We start from the raw sequence: 18,123 nt of genomic DNA on the forward strand, positions 1-18,123 counted from the left end.
TCGCTTTTCCCCATATTTTCTTCGTAGGTCGAAAATCAGAAGAATGACCGAACAGCGAGGGGAAAATTATGACAAGAAATCAGCTTTTCATGGCACTGGCAGGCGGCGCTGCCGTGCTTGCAGTAGTGAGCGCTAGCCTGACCTCAAGTGATCATGACGATGATCATGATGGCTTTCTGGTGATTGCCGGCGGTGACAAGGTCAGCGTGTCCGGCGATGATATTGAGATTGAAAGCCGGGGTGACAGTATCGTGGTCCACACAAAGGACGGCACCATCAACTGCACGAAAAATGGTGGCACGGTGGTGATAGAACGCGAAGACGGCAGCACCACCGAAATCACATGCGACTAAAATGAAAAAGGCGGGCCATACGGTCCGCCTTCTTGTTTTTTGTTTGAAACGCTAATCGAACCGTTCGGGCAGGTGATCTTCTTCGATAAGGTCGGTAAAGCGTGTGCAGTCTTTCTCGAACGCCAAATGCACGGTTCCCACGGGGCCGTGACGCTGCTTGCCGATGATACATTCCGCCTTGCCGTAAAGGTTTTCCATCTCGGCCTGCCACTGGACGTGCTTTTCCTGGTCGGATTGGGACGGCTCTTCTTTTTCCTTGTAGTATTCCTCACGGAAAACGAACATCACCATATCCGCGTCCTGCTCAATCGAGCCGGATTCCCGAAGGTCAGACAGCATGGGGCGTTTGTTTTCCCGCTGTTCCACACCCCGGCTAAGCTGCGATAGCGCCAGGACAGGCACGTGAAGTTCCTTTGCCAGCCCCTTGAGGCCCCGCGTGATCTCTGAAATTTCCTGAACCCGGCTGTCGGCGGCCGTGCCTTTGCCCGATCCGCGCAGGAGCTGGAGGTAATCGACCACCACAAGGCCCAGGTTGTGCTGGCGCTTCAGCCGGCGAGCGCGGTTCCTGAGGGCCGCGATGGTCAGGGCAGGGGTATCGTCGATAAAAAGCGGCACGTCCTCAAGCTCGATCGCGGCGCGGGCGATGGCCTCGAACTGGCGCTGGTCCAGGCTACCCTGACGCATTTTGTGCGACTGGATCGGCTCCGGCCCGTCATACACAAGGTTGGCGCGGTCCGACAGGATACGAGCAGCCAGCTGGTCGGCCGACATCTCGAGGCTGAAAAAGCATACAACAGCGCCTTTGGATTTCTCCGGCGGGATGCCCGCCAGGCGATCGTCCGCATAGCGTTTGGCGGCGTTGAATGCGATATTGGTGGCGAGCGCGGTTTTCCCCATGGCTGGCCGTCCTGCCAGAATCATAAGGTCCGAGTTATGCAGCCCGCCGATCTTGTCATTCAGTGCAGCCAGACCGGTGGTGACACCGGAAAGGCTGTCAGGATCCTTGTAGGCGTTTTCGATATTCTCGACAGCCGTACGGAGCGCCTTTGAGAATGCCTGCGCACCCGTTTCCGCCTGGCCCATTTCAGCCAGATCGAACAGCTGCTTTTCAGCGTCCGCGATCTGTTCCGAGGCCTCAACGTCAACGGGTGCGTCATACGCGTCGTTCACCATCGTCTCCCCGATCTGTATGAGCGCGCGGCGCATGGCATGATCATAGATGGTACGACCGTAGTCTTCGGCATTGATGATGGTGGTGGCCGAAGCCGCCAGGCGCACAAGATAGCGCGCCCCGCCCACGTCCGTGAGCGCTTCATCATTCTCGAAGTAGGGTTTGAGCTTGACCGGGTCCGCGATCTGGTTCTTGTCCATGAGTTTCAGGACACTTTCATAGATGCGGCCATGCACGGGCTCGTAGAAGTGCTCAGCAAGCAAAAAGCCCTGAACCTTCTGCGCAGCCTCGTTATTCACGAGAATAGCCCCCAGAAGTGCCTGTTCGGCTTCCAGGTTATGAGGCGGCTGGCGATAGTTCAGCTCGCCGCCTTCATCGTTGGCAGCGTCATTCTTGACAGCTTCCATAAAAAGCAACCCTCCGTGGTGCGGTTTCCAACCCTAAGCCCAGGCCTCCTCCCCAGGGGTCTTGTGCCCCCATGAGCTTGGTAGGGGCGACCATACAGGTTTTGACGCATGATCCAACTGCCAATTCGGCTTTTCCCCAACAGACTTTTCCACACCCTGTTAAGTCTGGGGATAAGTCAGGAAAAAGGTGGCTGTCTAATGAAAAAGGCGGGCCACAGGGACCCGCCTTTTCATACTTTGCAGAGAGGGAGAAGCGATTAGGCTTCAACTTCCTCTTCAGTTTCGTCGGCTGCAGCTGCAACTTCTTCAACTGCTTCTTCTGGCGCTTCGTCTTCGAAGAGTTCTTCAACAACTTCTTCTTCAACAACTTCAACGTCAGCGTCGCTTGCGGTAACAGCAGAACCGGTGTTGAACTGAGTCTCAGCTTCGTCAGCAGAGCGCGCGATGTTCACAACAACAGTTTCAGAAACTTCTGGGTGCAGACGGATAACAACGTCATGCAGGCCGAGAGTTTTGATGGCGCGGTCAAGAACAACCTGTGCGCGGCTAATAGCTACACCAGCCTCAGTAACAGCATCAGCAATGTCGCGGCTTGATACAGAACCGTACAGCTGGCCGGATTCGCCAGCAGCGCGGATCATGATAACCTTCAGACCAGCCATCTTCGAAGCAACAGCTTCAGCGTCTTTACGGCGCTCAAGGTTTTCTGCTTCCAGGCGGGCACGGTCAGCTTCAAAAGCTGCTTTGTTGGTTTCAGTTGCGCGCAGGGCTTTCTTCTGCGGCAGCAGGAAGTTACGGGCAAAACCGTCCTTTACGGTAACAATTTCGCCCATCTGGCCGAGTTTCTCGACACGTTCCAGCAGGATGACTTCCATTTTATGTCTCCTAGGATTGAGCGATTATTGAACGATGAACGGCAGCAGCGCGATGTTACGGGCGCGCTTGATCGCCTTCGCCAGTTCACGCTGTTTCTTCGCAGAAACGGCAGTGATACGGGAAGGGACGATCTTGCCGCGCTCAGAAACATACTTCTGCAGCAGCTTTACGCCTTTATAGTCGATGGTTTGTGCGTTTTCGCCGGAAAACGGACAGGTTTTGCGACGGCGGAAAAATGGACGACGAGCAGCCATTAGCGTGCCTCCCTCTTGTCACCGCGGCCTTCACCACGATTGTCACCACGGCCTTCACCACGTGGGCCACGGCGCTCTTTGTCTGCTTTAGAGCGAAGAACGATCGATTGACCTTCCTCAAGCTCGTCTACGCGGATGGTCATGAAACGCAGAACGTCGTCATGCAGGCGCGCCTGGCGCTCCATCTCAGCAACCGCTGCGTGAGGGGCGTCCAGATTCATAAGAATATAGTGACCCTTGCGGTTCTTTTTGATTTTGTATGCGAGGTTTTTAAGGCCCCAGTATTCGGTCTTTGCGACCTTGCCTTCGTTCTCCTCAATGATTTTGGAGAAGTCGGCAGTAATGCCTTCAACTTGCGACGCAGTGATGTCCTGACGCGCAATGAAAACATGCTCGTAATAAGCCATGTTTTGCTCCTTTAGTGCTGATTGTTCGCCAGCCGCTTTGACGGGCGCCTCCAGCTTTCCTTAACAAAATCCCGTGCCTGAGGGCTTGAGCCCGAGACTCGAGACGGGCCTCTATACCGCTGCAACTGGTCAAAAGCAAGGGAAAGCTTGGGCCGGTGCAATTATTTGCCTTAAAGGCTTGCCATTCCGCTACGGCCTGTGCCATTCCCTCCTGTGATTTGAGGCAAATCGGAGGTTCATGAATGACCCGCGCACTCGTATTCCCAGGCCAGGGCAGCCAGTATGTCGGCATGGGAAAATCTTTGGCTGAAGCGTTTGAGCCAGCCCGTCTAGTTTTCGAGGAAGTTAACGATGCACTTTCTCAAAATCTCTCCAAAATCATGTGGGAAGGCCCGGAAGACGATCTTCGCCTGACGGAAAATACCCAGCCGGCGCTGATGGCGCATTCGCTAGCGGTAATCCGCGTTCTTGAGGACGGCGGCCTGAAAGTGGGCGAGCTTGCAAGCCATGTAGCTGGACATTCGCTTGGTGAATATTCAGCGCTGGCTGCAGCCGGAGCTTTCTCGGTTGCTGATGCTGCCCGCCTGTTGAAGTTGCGCGGACAGGCAATGCAGCGCGCTGTGCCGGTGGGCGAGGGGGCTATGGCTGCGATCCTGGGCCTCAGCCTTGAGGACGTAAACGCAGTTGTAGAAGAAGCGGCCAAGGGCCAGGTGGTCGTTGCAGCCAATGATAACGCAGACGGTCAGATTGTGGTTTCAGGCCACAAGGCTGCGGTCGAGCGCGCGATTGAGATTGCCAAGGCTAAGGGCGCCAAACGCGGCTTGCTGCTGCCGGTATCCGCGCCCTTCCATTGCCCTTTGATGGCGCCTGCTGCTGACGAAATGAAAGCTGCGCTTGCCGATGTGACCATTGAGCGCCCAGTGGTGCCTGTGATCGCAAACGTACTGGCAGCGCCGGTGAGCGAGCCTGACGGCATCCGCAATCTGCTCGTTGAGCAGGTTACTGGTGCTGTGCGCTGGCGGGAAAGCGTGGCGTCCATGGGATCGCTTGGCATTACAGAGATGGTTGAGATCGGTGCAGGCAAAGTGCTTTCGGGCCTTGCGCGCCGTATTGACCGGGACCTCAATACAGCTAATATTCAGGATCCGGCCGACATCGAAGCCTTCACGGCATCGCTTTAAGGCCAGTCAGGGGAGTTATTATGTTTAATCTTGAAGGCAAGAAGGCGCTTGTAACTGGCGCCACCGGCGGCATTGGTGCCGCGATTGCCAAAAGCCTGCACGCTGCAGGCGCGGAAGTGGCCATTTCCGGCACACGTGCCGAAAAGCTTGAAGAACTGAAAGCAGAGCTTGGCGATCGCGTACATGTGATTGCAGCGAACCTTTCTGATCGTGCGAGCGTCGATCAGCTTGCCAAGGACGCTGCAGAAGCCATGGGCGGCGTGGATATCCTGGTCAATAACGCTGGTATCACAAAAGACAATCTGGCCATGCGCATGAAAGATGACGACTGGGACAGCGTGATGCAGGTTAACCTGGAATCATCCTTCCGTCTTATCAAGGCGCTGATGCGGGGCATGATGAAGTCTCGTTGGGGCCGTGTGGTGAATATCACCAGCGTCGTTGGCGTGACCGGCAATCCGGGGCAGGCCAACTATTGCGCGTCAAAGGCGGGCATGATTGGCATGTCCAAGGCATTGGCGGCAGAGCTCGCAAGCCGCGGTATTACAGTGAACTGTGTCGCGCCAGGCTTTATCGGCACGCCAATGACTGATGTGCTCACAGACGAGCAAAAAGCTGCCATCACCAGTGGAATTCCATCTGGCGATCTAGGGGAGCCCGAAGATATTGCATCTGCGGTCTTGTATTTGGCGAGCCCAGAAGCAAAATATGTTACCGGCCAAACGCTCCACGTGAACGGCGGGCTGGCAATGACTTAATTGGGATTTTCCCAAATCACGATTTTGTGGCTACGGCGACAAAAGCATAACAGAGGCTTCTCAAAGGGAAGAAACTGTGTTACTAGCGCCCTCGATGCGGGCGATCTGGCTCAGATTGCTAGGATTTCCGCAACAAGGGGTTTTGATTAAGGGATAATCCCCTTTTTTTATCGGGTTAAAAACGAGGAAAAGAGCAATGAGCGAAATCGCCGATAAGGTGAAAAAAATCGTAGTCGAGCACCTGGGTGTTGACGAAGATAAAGTAACCGACACAGCTAGCTTCATCGACGACCTGGGCGCTGACAGCCTTGATACCGTTGAGCTGGTTATGGCGTTCGAAGAAGAGTTCGGTATTGAAATTCCGGACGATGCAGCTGAAAAAATTCAGACTGTGAAAGACGCTATCGACTTTATTAGCGCGAATTCCTAAGCTGAATCTGCTATTAGAAAGGGCAACGGCCGGGCCACTTGGTTAGGCTGTTGCCCTTTTTCATTTTCTGTCAGACTTTGGGCTGAATGATAGAAATAAAGGATTACCGATGAGACGTGTCGTTGTTACTGGTTTGGGTATGGTGTCTCCGCTTTCCGATAGCGTAGACGGCACCTGGAAACGACTGATTGAGGGACATTCTGGCGCTGGGCCGGTGACCTTGTTCGATACCGAAGGCTACCCTTGCAAAATCGGTTGTGAAGTGAAGCTGGGCGATGGCTCGGGCGACACTTTCAACGCAGACGAATGGATGGAGCCAAAAGATCAGCGCCGGGTTGATAATTTTATCATCTTCGGCATGGCAGCAGCCATCCAGGCCGTCCGCGACGCCGGCTGGGAAGAGCCTGGGGAAGAAGAATGCCTGCGCACGGGTGTCATGATCGGTGCGGGCATTGGTGGCCTGCGCTGGATTTCTGACACGTCTCTCGTGCTGCATGAGCGCGGCGTTCGCCGTGTGAGCCCACACTTCATTGCAGGGTCCATCATCAACCTGGCGTCGGGCAATGTGTCCATCAAGTATGGTTTCAAAGGCCCGAATCACGCCGCTGTAACAGCGTGTTCAACGGGCGCACACTCAATCGGTGATGCTGCACGTATTATCGCGCTTGATGACGCGGACGTAATGGTTGCCGGTGGCACAGAGGCGTCTATCTGCGGCATCGGCTATGCTGGTTTCTGTCAGGCGAAAGCATTGTCTACGCATTACAACGACGATCCGAGTGCCGCGTCCCGCCCTTGGGACAAGGGCCATGACGGCTTCGTTATGGGTGAAGGCGCTGGTGTCGTTGTACTTGAGGAACTTGAACACGCGAAAAAGCGCGGCGCGAAAATCTATGCTGAGATCGTTGGTTACGGCATGTCCGGTGACGGCTACCATGTGACAGCCCCAGCGCCAGATGGCAACGGTGGTTACCGCGCCATGGAAGCTGCACTCAAGCGGGCCGGCATGGCGCCAGGTGATCTGGATTATATTAACGCTCACGGCACTTCCACGCCGGTCGGCGACCCGATCGAATTCGGTGCGGTGAAGCGCCTGCTCGGTGACGCGGCCGACAAGATTGCCATGTCTTCTACCAAGTCCTCTATCGGTCACCTTCTTGGGGCTGCGGGCGCAGTTGAGGCCATTTTCTGCATCAAGTCCATCACTGACAATGTGGTGCCGCCAACCCTGAACCTGCATGAGCGGGCAGAGGGCTGCGACGGTATTGATCTTGTGGCGCTTGAGGCGCAAGAGCGGAATGTAAAGGCTGCACTGTCAAACAGCTTTGGCTTCGGCGGTACTAACGCGTCGCTGGTGATGCGGGAATACAACGGCGACTGATTAAGCGCTTTGAAGAATTAAAGACCGGCTTTTGAGATTGCGCGCTGCCTGATAGGCTGCTTGGCATGATCGAAAGCCGGTTTTTTCATGCCTGTATTCTGGGCCTTGGTGTTCTTGTTGTTTTAATAGCAACGGGGGCAGGGATGGTTCGCCATTTGGCGCACACACCCTCCCTGCGCGCGGAACCACAGTATCTGTATATTGAGCCAGGTATGGGGGTGAAGCGTGTTTCCCGGTTGGCTCACGATGTCGGTCTTGTAGGGGCAGCCTGGCACTTCAATTTGATTGTCCGCCTGAAAGGCATGGACCGAAGTCTGCTTTCTGGCGAGTATGAAGTGCTTCCCGGGCAAACTCTTGAACAAACGCTTACGCAGATTCGAAAGCGAGACGTGTACCTGCATCGGCTGGTAATCCCTGAAGGGCAGTCGGTATCCGAAGTGATGGATATTTTGAAGGGCGCCTACGGCCTTGATCTTGACGGGCTCACGGCACCGGTCGAAGGCAGCCTTTTGCCTGATACCTATTTCTATGAACGGGGCGATCGTGCCGTGGCCGTCGTTGAACGCATGAAAAATGCCATGACAGAAGCGTTGCTAGCGGCATGGGAAGTGCGCGACGCAGACCTTCCGTTTGCATCCGTCGAGGAGGCGCTTGTTATGGCTTCGATTGTCGAAAAAGAGACCGCTGTACCGAGCGAGCGCCCCCTTGTGGCAGCTGTGTTCATCAACAGGCTTAGAAAAGGCATGCGCCTGCAATCGGACCCCACAGTTATATATGGCATCACAGGCGGTACGGCGCTCGACCGTCCCATCAGCCGGGCCGACCTAAGGGCCATGACGCCCTATAATACCTACCGCGTGTCCGGCCTGCCGCCGACGGCCATAGCCAACCCGGGCAGGGAGTCCATCAAAGCTGTTATGAATCCGGCTGATGTGCCATACCTTTACTTTGTAGCGGATGGTACTGGCGGCCACGCTTTTGCAAGCACTCTGGACGAACACAACCGCAACGTGGCGCGTTGGCGCCAGATTGAACGCGACTCACGGTAGGAAATTCCACTAAACGACAAATTAGGGCTGCCCATTGGCGCTCGGGGCATTATAGTGCAGCCCCTGAGGAGCCATTAGGAGCAGTATATGCCGCTTAACAGCATGACAGGATTTGCCCGTGGGGCCGGCGCAGACGTTGGGTTTCGCTGGAACTGGGAAGTCAAAAGCGTCAACAACAAGGGGCTTGAGGTACGCGCCAAGCTGCCATCCTTCCTTGACGGTTTTGACCTGGCCATCAAGAAAGCCGTATCCGGCATGCTCGCCCGTGGGTCCGTCTATATCAGCTTGAATGTTGAACGCGACGGCGACGATGCCAGCTTCGTGGTGAATGAAGAACGCCTTCAGGCGCTGATTGACGTCGCATCGCGCTTCGCAGACGTGCCGGGGGTGGAGAAGGCCAGCATTGATGGGCTTTTGTCCATCAAAGGCGTGGTGGACCTCACATCCCGCGACATGACAGAAGAAGAGCGCACAGCGCTTGAAGGTGTGCTGCTGACAGACCTCAAAGCTGTCGTGGCAGATTTGAAGGCTGCCCGCGCAGACGAGGGCGCGCGCATGGGCACCATTCTGGAAACGCAGTTGGCGGATATAGCACGACTGGCCACCGAGGCCCGTGCCGTGTCCGGTGACCGGCTGGAGGCCATGCACACACGTTTCCGTCAGCAACTGGCAAAGCTTGAGAGTATTGATAAGCCGGTACCGGAAGACCGCATTGCGCAGGAACTGGCCACGATGGCAGTCAAGGCTGACGTGCAGGAAGAACTTGACCGACTGGACAGCCATGTGGTTGAAGCGAGCGCACTGCTCGCAAGCGATAAGCCAGTGGGGCGCAAGCTGGATTTCCTGTGTCAGGAATTCAACCGGGAAGCCAACACCTTGTGTTCCAAATCCAGCGACACCGCCCTGACGCAAATAGGCCTTGAGCTTAAGGCACTGATTGATCAGTTCCGTGAGCAGATACAAAATATTGAATAAAAACAGAATATTAGAGGGATGAATGCCACACAAGTCTGTCCATAGCCGTCGGGGGCTTATGCTTGTCATGTCGTCGCCATCAGGTGCCGGGAAAACCACGCTTACACGTCGCTTGTTACAAGACGACAAGGACGTGGTGATGTCTGTTTCTGCGACCACCCGTGAACCACGCCCCGGGGAAGTGGACGGCAAAGACTATTATTTCATGAGCCACGAGCGGTTTGATGAGATGGTCGAAGACGACAAGCTTCTTGAGTATGCGACGGTGTTTGGTAACAAATATGGCACGCCGCGAGAGCCCGTAGAACAAGCACTGTTGTGGGGCAAGGACGTGATTTTCGATATTGATTGGCAGGGCACACAGCAGCTGATGTCCAGTTCCAAAGCAATCGACCTTGTTCGAATTTTTATCCTTCCGCCGTCTATTTCGTCGCTGGAAAGTCGCCTTAAAAGCCGCGGGCAAGACAGTGCTGAAACGATCGCAGCGCGGATGGCAAAAGCCGAGAGCGAAATCAGCCACTGGGCGGAATATGACTATGTTCTGGTGAATGACGACCTTGAGGAAACATACGCAGACCTCAAGGCTATTGTCCGGGCTGAACGCTACCGCCGTGAACGTCGTCCTGGCATGTCTGAATTTGTCCGTGGTTTGATGGACGAACGAGCCAACAGGGACGTGGAATAGGTATCAGCTTTACCTATTAAGGATTTGATTTCATCGCGCCATAGCACTTTGCCAGGCGGACAAAATCTTCCACCGGCAAGTCCTCGGCCCGCTTTGTTTCTTCAATCTCTGCCATCGCCAACAGTTCCTGCGCATTTACTGGCAGAGATTTCAGGCTGGCCCGCAGCATCTTGCGGCGCTGGCCGAAGGCTTTTTCGACTACCAGTTCAAGATCTTTCAGCTTTACCTCCGGATCGATTGGCTCGGTTGGCTCATAATGGATGACAGCACTTGCGACCTTGGGTGGCGGCGTAAAGGCCGCTGCGGGCACATTAAGCGCGATCCGTACCTTGCCGCGCCATTGCGCCAGGACGGAGAGTCGCCCATAGGCCTTGGTGCGCGGCTGGGCGACGATACGGTCAGCGACTTCTCGCTGGAACATCAGCGTGAGTGAGGTAAACCAGGGCTTCCATTCATCAAGCGTTAGCCACTTGATCAGCAGCAGTGTTCCCACGTTATAGGGAAGGTTGGACGCGATGCGCATTTTCTCACCTTCTTTTGGGGCCAGAAGTTCCTGTTCGTCCATCTTTAGGGCATCCCCCTGATGCACGGTCAGGCGACCGTCATAGGCGGCTGATATGTCTGCCAGCGCGTCGAGGCAGCGGGGGTCCATCTCGACCGCGACGACGCGTTTGGCGCCCTCGGCGAGCAAGCCACGGGTCAGTCCGCCGGGGCCGGGGCCCACTTCATAGATCACGCTGTCGCTAATATCGCCGGGAATTCGGGCAATCTTGCGGGTCAGGTTCAGGTCCAGCAGGAAATTCTGGCCGAAAGACTTTTTGGCGCGCAAGTCGTATTCGCGGATCACGTCGCGCAGGGGTGGAAGCGTATCGGTCATGACGCAGCTTTCTCGGCCATTTCAGCAGCTTTGCGGATCGCCGCGAGCATGCTTTCGGTCCGTGCTTCGCCCGTACCGGCAAGCTGAAGCGCCGTGCCGTGGTCAGGTGACGTGCGGATGATCGGTAGGCCAAGCGTGATATTCACGCCCCCCCAGAAATCCAGCGTCTTAAGCGGGATCAGGGCCTGATCGTGATACATGCAGAGAACGGCGTCAAAGCGTGCGCGCGCTTCCGCGTGAAACAGCGTGTCGGCGGGCAGGGGACCGGTCACATCCACGCCTTCATCCCGAAGCGCCCAGATAGCGGGCGTGATGTGGGTGGCCTCCTCCATGCCCATGGCGCCGTCTTCGCCAGCGTGCGGGTTGAGCCCAGCCACGGCGATACGTGGCTTTTCAATGCCAAACCGGGTTTTCAGGTCATGGTCGGTTACCATGCCGGCATGAATGATAGCATCGGCTGTCAAGGTTTTAGGCACGTCCTTGAGCGCAATATGAATAGTCACGGGCACCACGCGCAGGTCCTGGGCTGCAAGCATCATTACAGAGGCGGTGTCAACCATGCCGCAGCGCCGCGCGAGATATTCTGTATGCCCTGGCGCTGTGAATCCCGCCTTATACAGCGCGGCCTTATGGATTGGCGCAGTAACAATAGCGCTGACCTCGCCTTTAAGGGCAAGATCACATGCTGCGTCAATCGCACCAACAACGGCTGGCCCGTTTGCTGGATTCAATTCGCCCAGCTTAACCGGCTCAGACAGGCTGACGTCGATCACAGGAAGGGCGCAGGAGAAAGCATCACGCGCTTCTTTGGCAAGGGAGACAGGCTGAAGGGGCAAGTCCGGGTCCGCTACGCGCAAAGCTTCAACAGCGCCGACATAAAGGAATGGTGGCAAGCTCAATGATTCTCGGTCGCGCCAAAGGCGCGCGATCAGCTCTGGCCCTACGCCTGCAGGCTCCCCCATGGTGACGGCCAGCGGCCGTGTATCCGATTGGGAAGCCTGATTGTCTGACATTGGTTTTGTCCGATTAACGGTAGTCGATAATGGCGTCGCGACGCAGGTCACGCAGGTAGCGGCGGCCCATCATGGACAGGCGCTGCTGTTCCAACTGGTTATAGACAGCATCGAAATCCGGTTCCTGCACTTGTGGTTCCTGTCGGTCACAAACGAACAGAACGCGGAGGCCATCTTCCATTTCCATCAATTCGCTGGCACTGCCGATTTCAGCGCTTTCAACAGCGCTACGCAGCTGGCCCTGTAGATCGCGAAGACGCAGAACGCCAATCTCGACCGGCCCGTCAGCGCCGGCCTCCGTCGCCAACTGCTGAACCTGGCCACAAGTGGTTTCGCGGGTGTGCAGGTTTTCGGCAACGCCCTTGAACTTGGCAACAGCCTCATCATCCTGCAGTTTTTCAGCGGTCAGGTGAAGCTGGCGCAGGGAAAACTGTGTATCCAGAGGGTCGGCTGTCAGAATACGACGACGATCACGAACCGCGAGAATCAGGTAACCACCTGGCGTCCGGATAGGCGATGCAACGTCGCCCACACTTACTTCTTCAACGGCTGTCTGGTAGGGGCCATCAAGATCATCTGCCACGATCCAGCCAATATCGCCGCCCACCGCTGCGGTAGACGACGCGGAAAGCTGCTGAGCAATGGCCGGGAAGGAGGCGCCGCCGCGAATACGGGAGACAAGCTCTTCGGCATTGGCTTTGACCGCTGCTTCCTGCTCGGTTGAATCCACCAGCAGAACAATCTCTGCAAGGCGGTATTCAAACTTGCCTCGGTTGTCGTAGATACGCTGGATATAGGCTTCAACTTCTTCATCCGAGACACTGACGAAGGACCCAAGACGTCCTTGAACCAACTGGGACCACGCAAGTTCTGCTTCCATCTGGTCCAGCATGGTTTGTTTGCTGGAACCGATCCCGGCAAGAGCCTGTCCAAACTGTTCTGGGGACTGACCAAGTCCTTGAGCCCGGCGAGCGAAGAACTCTTCCAGTTGGGCATCAGGGATTTCAAGTTCCACTGTGGCGGCTTCCTGAAGCTGCAGGCGCTCGTCCACCATGGACTGAATAACTTGTTCCCGTACTTTCAGGAACTCCTGCTCGGACTGGACACCGCCGGATACAGCGATCACAAGGCGAAGGCGCTGGTTGATGTCGAAGCTGGAAATCGGTTCGTCATTGACGAGAACTTCGATGCTGTTAATGGGCTGCTGGCCATAGGTGGCTGTTGCGGCCAAAAGTGCCACGCTTGCCCCCATGATTGTACGCTGCACCCAATTTTTTGCTGTATTCAATACTCTCGCCATGCCCAAACTTTGCTGTCTCTTCAATGTATAAAAAAGTTCGTTCCGCCCCGATTGGGCTCCCCAACAAGCTAGCCTTTTAGACGGTTTTACCCTAATGCACTAGCCCAAATTCTTTAATTTAAGCCGGAACAGAATGGACGTTCCCGGCTCGACGTCACGGTCACGCGTGAAGGTCTTGCGCACCGTTAGGCCTAGATCGATACATTCATTGGTGTAGGACACCCCAACGTCATATTCAACCCCACCAGAATCCTCGGTGACGCCGTCAATAGTTGCGCCAGTCAAACGGTGGGTGAAACCACCACTGAGCCGCCAGTTTTCCTTAATTTGGTAGAAGGCGCTGGCGCGGATTTCTTCGCGGTCTTCGCGGTTGATGAAGTTCAGGTCCCTATCCAGTTTTAGGTAGCCGACGGTGAGCCCGCGCTTTTCATCTGCCATTGAGACGTTGATCTCGTTGCGCCGCACCGCGAAGGACTGTTCGTCCAGGCGGTAGCGATGTTCGAAATCAAGCCAGTTCTTGTAGGTAATCAGCGTCCGACCGACAAAGTCCGATACATCACCTTCAAGGCCGGCCCCGTCTGCAAAGACAAGGTCGGTGCCGCTGAGGCGCCAGCTTTGACCGACCATCACATCGGTGGACCAGTCGGTGCCATCATACCGCCATCGGAGTCCATAGGTCAGGCGGCTGCCTTCCTCCCATAGGTCATAGCCCGAGGCGCGTTCGGCCGAAAACAGGTTCAGGTCATTCAACTCAAACGCGCGGCTGTCTTCGTTTACGATATTATCGGGTGTGCCGCGGCGGGGCGAAACGGTGATTTCCGCGATAGGTTCCAAAGTATGTGAACCGTTCTCGGTGAATTTCACCAGCGGCCAGGTCACCGTGCCGGTGATGCGGGCAAGATTGCGCCATTCGCTTCCCGACGCGCTACCGAAGGTGCCTGCGAATGCAACATCATCCGGTTCATTGGCATCGTCCAGATTATAGGCGTCAGTGCGCACCAATGCGTCAGCATCGATCACAAAGCCCTTGGGCGTGATCCAACGCCGCTGCCAGTTGGCAGACAGCGATACCCGCTGGGTGTCCAGGCCGTCTGTACGGTGCAGGGCAAGCGCATTACCGCGTAGCTTCACGGTGCCGCCTAGTGGCTTGAAGTTTGGAATATATTCGGCGTCAATAAGTGGCAGCGCAAAGGCAGTTTTACCGGCAATATCCTCGATGCGCAGACCCTGAAACCCGATTGTGCGGGCAGACACATATGATCGTCCATAAAAGCCTTCCAGCAAATATTCGCTGATCAGCGTATCGGCATCAGATATATCGTAGCGGCGCAGGTAAGTATCATCTGATGCCCAGTTGAGGCGATAGGTGGACCGCCAGCGTTTTGAATGATTGAACTGGCCTTCTGAACCTATATGTCCGCGGAATTCCTTGCTGCCAGTTGGCAGGTTGGTGATGTCGTCCCGCTTGTCCGTGTGGGTAATGCTGCCATCAACTTCGAACTGGCCGAAACCAAGGTGCTGGCGATACTCGCCTTCAAGAAGCAGTCCTTCTTTCGACGTGTATGTTGGAGTGATGGTGGCATCGCTGCTGTCGCTGAAGACGTGATAGTAGGGAATGCCGATAACGAACCCAAGGTTTCGGGTTGTTTGGATATCCATCGGAAGCAGGCCGCTGGCACGATCAACCGTGGGATCGGGGTGCGAGAAGTAGGGCGTCCAGAAAACCGGTATACCTAAAATCTCGAGCGTGGCATCCTTATAGTACAGTCGGCGTTTTTCCCGGTCGTGGGTTACCCTGACGGCCTTGAGTTGCCACAAGGGCTGTTTTCCGCTGCCGTCGGCGCATACCTTACAGGGGCTGTAGACGGCTTTCTCAAGCGTTGTCTCGTTGTCGTTACGCTCGCCGCTCGCTGCAGCGACCTGCGCGCCGTCTGACATGATTAGCCGAATATCTTCGACGAAAGCACGTTTGAGCGAGTCGCTCAGGCTAATATGCGGGGCCAGGATACGGTCACCGTTCGGTGCAACAAGCTCTACTGCGCCAGACGCCTCTGCTTCACCGGTCTTTTCATTGTAGCGGATTTCGCCGGCTTTCAAGGTATAGCCGTCGCGCTTCAGAAGAACTTGGCCTAGCGCAACAATCTCACCGGTGTCGGCATCATAGCTGATTTGATCAGCCTCGAATTCCACTGTTTCGCCAGGTTTTACGATGTCCTGCGCAAGAGCGGGCGTAGTGAGGGCGGTCGAACCTAAAAGGCATGCTGCCGCGAGACCGTTCATGAAAGCCGACTGAATTGACACTGCTGGAGTTTCCCACCCTAAACTGTTTGAGCCTTGATAGCTGGTGTGGCCCATTATCGCAACGACCTTGCGGCTTTTCTGATCACCCGCTGACGGAAAAACATGCTACGACCTGTATCTTTCTCAAAAATGTGGCGATTTCGCGAGCGATGCTTGCAACTGAAACCAAGACAAGGCATTAGGTTGGGGGAGGGCGGCACCACAGATATTCACCGTGTGCGGCCGCAAAGAAAGAAAAGCAAAAAGAGGATTTCCCCATGCAAATCGAGTTTTCTGCATTGGATCTGCCAGCATCAGGCGCCGTGGTGTTTCTGGTTGAGAAGGACAAAGAGCTTTCCGGGCTTGCAGCCGAGGCTGACAAAGCCGCCGGTGGCGCCCTGACAAAAGCCATGAAGTCTTCCCGCTTTACTGGCGGTAATGGCCAGAAACTGCAGGTGATTGCTCCTGCTGGCCTGGACGCTGAGCGGGTACTGCTTCTGGGACTGGGAAAAAAAGATGGGATGAAAGCGCTGGATATGGTCGAGCTCGGCGGCGCGGCAGCGGCAGGGCTTCTGGGCTCGGGCAGCGACACAGCGACAATTATTGCGGAAGGCTTTGATGCAGCCGCTATTGCAGAGGGCGCACTTCTGCGCTCCTACCGGTTTGACAAATACCGCACAAAGGAACCTGAAGCCAAGAAACCGACTTTGAAGAAAGTGGTTGTGGCAACAGCTGACGCAAAAGCTGCAGACGCGTTCGCTGGCCGAAAGGCTGTGGTGGACGGTGTTTTCCTGACGCGTGATTTGGTGTCAGAGCCTGGCAACACGCTTCACCCAGAAAGCTTTGCAGAGCGCATCCAGGAACTGTCCGCAGACGGGATTGATGTGGAAGTCCTTGGTGAGGCTGAAATGGCCAAGCTTGGCATGGGCGCGCTGCTGGCCGTTGGCCAAGGGTCCGAAAAGGAATCCAAACTTGCCATCATGCGCTGGAACGGTGCTGATAAGGATGAGCAGCCCATCGCTTTCGTTGGCAAGGGCGTGACGTTCGATACCGGTGGTATCTCGCTGAAGCCCGGCGAAGGCATGGACATGATGAAATGGGACATGGGCGGCGCCGGAACGGTCGTTGGTCTGATGAAAGCACTGGCTGGCCGCAAGGCGAAAGTGAATGCTGTTGGCATCGTGGGCCTTGTTGAAAACATGCCTTCCGGCAATGCGCAGCGGCCCGGTGACGTGGTTACGTCCATGTCCGGCCAGACCATCGAAGTCCTGAACACGGACGCCGAAGGCCGCTTGGTGCTTGCAGATGCCATCTGGTACTGTCAGGACCGCTACAAGCCGAAGTTCATGATCGACCTTGCCACACTGACTGGCGCGATGATCATCTCCCTTGGTCACGAGCACGCCGGTATCTTTACCGATAGTGACGATCTCGCTGAAGGCCTGTCGAAAGCTGGCGCTGATACTGGTGACAAGGTTTGGCGCCTGCCGCTTCACAAGAACTATGACAAGCTGATCGATTGCCCAACCGCTGACATGAAGAATATCGGCGGCCGAGGCGCTGGTTCCATTACCGCAGCACAGTTCCTGAAGCGTTTCACTAACGATGTTCCATGGTGTCATATCGATATCGCCGGGACTGTCTGGTCCGATAAGGACCTGCCGCTGTCTGAGAAAGGCGGTACCGGTTACGGAGTGCGCCTTCTGGACAAGTTCGTCGCAGATAACCACGAAGGTTAGAACGCATGGCGGAGATCCGTTTCTATCACCTGCAACGCCAGACGCTGGAGCAAGCTTTGCCCCAGCTGATGGCCAAGGTGTATGAGACGGGTCAGAACGCCGTGGTCAAGCTGCCCGGCAAGGGCCTGATGGACACCATCGACAAGGTCTTGTGGGATTACGATCCCGCAAGCTTTATTCCCCATGACAAGGAAGGTTGCCACGATCCGTCGGAGCAGCCGATCTATCTGACAACTGCTGACGAAAACCCGAACGACGCCAAAATCCTGGTGTTGATCGACGCTGTCAAATGCCCTGACATGGATGCCTATGAGCGGTGCCTCTATATGTTCGATGGCCGGGATGAAGGCATTGTTGCCGAAGCCCGGGCCGACTGGAAGGCATTCAAGGACAAGGGTATAGAAATGTCTTATTGGCAGCAGCGGGAGCAGGGCGGTTGGGAGCAAAAGGCGTGAGCGATTTCTGTGTCAAGCACGACAAGTTGCCTTACCATATTTGCACCAATATCATCGATTTCGACTTTCCAAAGGTTCACAGCTGGCTGTCTAATGCCTATTGGTCTCAAGGGATTCCTATGGAGACGGTCGTAAAGGGCTTTACCAATTCACTGGCATTCGGCTTATTTCATACCGACAAAGGGCAGGTGGGATGCGCCCGCATGATCACGGACAAGGCAACCTTCGCCTACCTTGCCGACGTTTATATTGACGAAAGCGAGCGCGGTAATGGCTTGGGTGTCTGGTTGATGGAAGTGATCATGGGGCATCCTGAACTCCAGGGCCTTCGGCGCATCATGCTGGCTACGGCCGATATGCACGCTCTGTACCGTAAGTTTGGCTTCTCTGAACCCGCTAAACCCGACCGGTTGATGGAAAAGCTCTCTCCCGAGATATACAAGGCATTATACGGCTAATAGCGTAGGGCCATTGGGCGCACATTGCAGCCATCAGGTTACAGTTTCTTTACCGATAGGCACTATCCTGACAC

Annotated in this window: 19 protein-coding genes; 11 read left to right on the forward strand and 8 right to left on the reverse strand. The window is 55.7% G+C overall.

The genetic code is table 11. From position 1 onward, the window contains the following. The first annotated feature begins 68 nt into the window (after positions 1–68). Positions 69–353, forward strand: coding sequence for a hypothetical protein (locus tag KORM41_RS05615; RefSeq protein WP_068145807.1), 285 nt, complete (start codon positions 69–71; stop codon positions 351–353). Between the two features lie 51 nt (positions 354–404). Here KORM41_RS05615 and KORM41_RS05620 read toward each other — a convergent pair whose 3' ends face one another. From KORM41_RS05620 to rpsF, 4 genes are all read right to left on the reverse strand, one after another. Then, positions 405–1,931 carry a replicative DNA helicase gene (locus KORM41_RS05620; protein ID WP_068145811.1) on the reverse strand — a complete coding sequence of 509 codons (1,527 nt, stop codon included), beginning with the start codon at positions 1,929–1,931 and terminating at the stop codon, positions 405–407. 257 nt (positions 1,932–2,188) lie between these two features. Next, positions 2,189–2,806 (reverse strand): 50S ribosomal protein L9, encoded by a 618-nt coding sequence (gene rplI, locus KORM41_RS05625; protein ID WP_068145815.1) that lies wholly within the window; start codon positions 2,804–2,806, stop codon positions 2,189–2,191. 24 nt (positions 2,807–2,830) lie between these two features. After that, the gene (gene rpsR, locus KORM41_RS05630) at positions 2,831–3,061 is read right to left on the reverse strand and encodes a 30S ribosomal protein S18 (protein WP_068145818.1); all 231 of its coding nucleotides are present in this window, start codon (positions 3,059–3,061) and stop codon (positions 2,831–2,833) included. Next, entirely contained in the window at positions 3,061–3,468 is a 408-nt protein-coding gene (gene rpsF / locus KORM41_RS05635) for a 30S ribosomal protein S6 (protein ID WP_068145822.1), read from the reverse strand. Before rpsF ends, rpsR begins: the two co-directional genes overlap by 1 nt. A gap of 242 nt (positions 3,469–3,710) precedes the next feature. Here rpsF and fabD point away from each other — a divergent pair, with 242 nt between their 5' ends. From fabD to gmk, 7 genes are all read left to right on the forward strand, one after another. Next, the gene (fabD, locus tag KORM41_RS05640; RefSeq protein WP_068145825.1) at positions 3,711–4,649 is read left to right on the forward strand and encodes an ACP S-malonyltransferase; all 939 of its coding nucleotides are present in this window, start codon (positions 3,711–3,713) and stop codon (positions 4,647–4,649) included. Positions 4,650–4,669: 20 nt separating this feature from the next. Continuing rightward, positions 4,670–5,407: a 3-oxoacyl-[acyl-carrier-protein] reductase gene (gene fabG, locus KORM41_RS05645; protein WP_068145827.1), complete on the forward strand. Its 738-nt coding sequence runs from the start codon at positions 4,670–4,672 to the stop codon at positions 5,405–5,407. A gap of 196 nt (positions 5,408–5,603) precedes the next feature. Continuing rightward, on the forward strand, positions 5,604–5,837 hold the full coding sequence (locus tag KORM41_RS05650; protein WP_068145829.1) for an acyl carrier protein: 234 nt from the start codon (positions 5,604–5,606) through the stop codon (positions 5,835–5,837). Positions 5,838–5,946: 109 nt separating this feature from the next. Further along, positions 5,947–7,218 (forward strand): beta-ketoacyl-ACP synthase II, encoded by a 1,272-nt coding sequence (gene fabF, locus KORM41_RS05655; protein WP_068145832.1) that lies wholly within the window; start codon positions 5,947–5,949, stop codon positions 7,216–7,218. Positions 7,219–7,361: 143 nt separating this feature from the next. Next, positions 7,362–8,267 (forward strand): endolytic transglycosylase MltG, encoded by a 906-nt coding sequence (gene mltG, locus KORM41_RS05660; protein ID WP_197420981.1) that lies wholly within the window; start codon positions 7,362–7,364, stop codon positions 8,265–8,267. A gap of 87 nt (positions 8,268–8,354) precedes the next feature. Next, positions 8,355–9,242, forward strand: coding sequence for a YicC/YloC family endoribonuclease (locus KORM41_RS05665; protein WP_068145839.1), 888 nt, complete (start codon positions 8,355–8,357; stop codon positions 9,240–9,242). A 67-nt stretch (positions 9,243–9,309) separates the two neighbouring features. Beyond that, complete coding sequence (gmk, locus tag KORM41_RS05670; protein WP_231727161.1) at positions 9,310–9,927, forward strand: guanylate kinase; 618 nt, start codon at positions 9,310–9,312, stop codon at positions 9,925–9,927. A gap of 16 nt (positions 9,928–9,943) precedes the next feature. On the opposite strand, the gene rsmA is transcribed toward gmk, so the two are convergent. The 4 genes from rsmA to KORM41_RS05690 all read right to left on the reverse strand — a co-directional run bounded on the left by rsmA (position 9,944) and on the right by KORM41_RS05690 (position 15,397). Next, positions 9,944–10,804: a 16S rRNA (adenine(1518)-N(6)/adenine(1519)-N(6))-dimethyltransferase RsmA gene (gene rsmA, locus KORM41_RS05675; protein ID WP_068145844.1), complete on the reverse strand. Its 861-nt coding sequence runs from the start codon at positions 10,802–10,804 to the stop codon at positions 9,944–9,946. Beyond that, the gene (pdxA, locus tag KORM41_RS05680) at positions 10,801–11,817 is read right to left on the reverse strand and encodes a 4-hydroxythreonine-4-phosphate dehydrogenase PdxA (protein WP_068145848.1); all 1,017 of its coding nucleotides are present in this window, start codon (positions 11,815–11,817) and stop codon (positions 10,801–10,803) included. Before pdxA ends, rsmA begins: the two co-directional genes overlap by 4 nt. Before the next feature lie 13 nt (positions 11,818–11,830). After that, on the reverse strand, positions 11,831–13,117 hold the full coding sequence (locus KORM41_RS05685) for a peptidylprolyl isomerase (RefSeq protein ID WP_082719776.1): 1,287 nt from the start codon (positions 13,115–13,117) through the stop codon (positions 11,831–11,833). A 99-nt stretch (positions 13,118–13,216) separates the two neighbouring features. Then, on the reverse strand, positions 13,217–15,397 hold the full coding sequence (locus KORM41_RS05690) for an LPS-assembly protein LptD (protein WP_068145853.1): 2,181 nt from the start codon (positions 15,395–15,397) through the stop codon (positions 13,217–13,219). Positions 15,398–15,675: 278 nt separating this feature from the next. Between KORM41_RS05690 and KORM41_RS05695 the strand changes: the two genes are divergently transcribed. From KORM41_RS05695 to KORM41_RS05705, 3 genes are read left to right on the forward strand one after another with little or no spacing between them, the layout of a single operon-like run. Next, complete coding sequence (locus tag KORM41_RS05695; protein ID WP_068145857.1) at positions 15,676–17,136, forward strand: leucyl aminopeptidase; 1,461 nt, start codon at positions 15,676–15,678, stop codon at positions 17,134–17,136. A 5-nt stretch (positions 17,137–17,141) separates the two neighbouring features. Further along, positions 17,142–17,591 (forward strand): DNA polymerase III subunit chi, encoded by a 450-nt coding sequence (locus tag KORM41_RS05700; RefSeq protein ID WP_068145858.1) that lies wholly within the window; start codon positions 17,142–17,144, stop codon positions 17,589–17,591. Beyond that, a complete protein-coding gene (locus KORM41_RS05705; protein WP_082719778.1) occupies positions 17,588–18,049 on the forward strand; it encodes a GNAT family N-acetyltransferase in 462 nt (153 codons plus the stop codon). The genes KORM41_RS05700 and KORM41_RS05705 overlap by 4 nt, the downstream gene beginning before the upstream one ends. The last annotated feature ends 74 nt before the right edge of the window (positions 18,050–18,123 follow it).

The sequence above is a fragment of the Kordiimonas lipolytica genome, assembly GCF_001550065.1.

What these genes read in the sequence shown, in the direction of transcription:
- rpsR (WP_068145818.1), bottom strand. Translation starts at nt 3,061, where the DNA reads ATGGCTGCTCGTCGTCCATTTTTCCGCCGTCGCAAAACCTGTCCGTTT.
- rsmA (WP_068145844.1), bottom strand. Translation starts at nt 10,804, where the DNA reads ATGACCGATACGCTTCCACCCCTGCGCGACGTGATCCGCGAATACGAC.
- KORM41_RS05665 (WP_068145839.1), top strand. Translation starts at nt 8,355, where the DNA reads ATGCCGCTTAACAGCATGACAGGATTTGCCCGTGGGGCCGGCGCAGAC.
- mltG (WP_197420981.1), top strand. Translation starts at nt 7,362, where the DNA reads ATGGTTCGCCATTTGGCGCACACACCCTCCCTGCGCGCGGAACCACAG.
- KORM41_RS05615 (WP_068145807.1), top strand. Translation starts at nt 69, where the DNA reads ATGACAAGAAATCAGCTTTTCATGGCACTGGCAGGCGGCGCTGCCGTG.
- fabD (WP_068145825.1), top strand. Translation starts at nt 3,711, where the DNA reads ATGACCCGCGCACTCGTATTCCCAGGCCAGGGCAGCCAGTATGTCGGC.
- pdxA (WP_068145848.1), bottom strand. Translation starts at nt 11,817, where the DNA reads ATGTCAGACAATCAGGCTTCCCAATCGGATACACGGCCGCTGGCCGTC.
- KORM41_RS05685 (WP_082719776.1), bottom strand. Translation starts at nt 13,117, where the DNA reads ATGGCGAGAGTATTGAATACAGCAAAAAATTGGGTGCAGCGTACAATC.
- fabG (WP_068145827.1), top strand. Translation starts at nt 4,670, where the DNA reads ATGTTTAATCTTGAAGGCAAGAAGGCGCTTGTAACTGGCGCCACCGGC.
- gmk (WP_231727161.1), top strand. Translation starts at nt 9,310, where the DNA reads ATGTCGTCGCCATCAGGTGCCGGGAAAACCACGCTTACACGTCGCTTG.
- KORM41_RS05695 (WP_068145857.1), top strand. Translation starts at nt 15,676, where the DNA reads ATGCAAATCGAGTTTTCTGCATTGGATCTGCCAGCATCAGGCGCCGTG.
- KORM41_RS05700 (WP_068145858.1), top strand. Translation starts at nt 17,142, where the DNA reads ATGGCGGAGATCCGTTTCTATCACCTGCAACGCCAGACGCTGGAGCAA.
- KORM41_RS05690 (WP_068145853.1), bottom strand. Translation starts at nt 15,397, where the DNA reads ATGAACGGTCTCGCGGCAGCATGCCTTTTAGGTTCGACCGCCCTCACT.
- fabF (WP_068145832.1), top strand. Translation starts at nt 5,947, where the DNA reads ATGAGACGTGTCGTTGTTACTGGTTTGGGTATGGTGTCTCCGCTTTCC.
- KORM41_RS05620 (WP_068145811.1), bottom strand. Translation starts at nt 1,931, where the DNA reads ATGGAAGCTGTCAAGAATGACGCTGCCAACGATGAAGGCGGCGAGCTG.
- rplI (WP_068145815.1), bottom strand. Translation starts at nt 2,806, where the DNA reads ATGGAAGTCATCCTGCTGGAACGTGTCGAGAAACTCGGCCAGATGGGC.
- KORM41_RS05650 (WP_068145829.1), top strand. Translation starts at nt 5,604, where the DNA reads ATGAGCGAAATCGCCGATAAGGTGAAAAAAATCGTAGTCGAGCACCTG.
- rpsF (WP_068145822.1), bottom strand. Translation starts at nt 3,468, where the DNA reads ATGGCTTATTACGAGCATGTTTTCATTGCGCGTCAGGACATCACTGCG.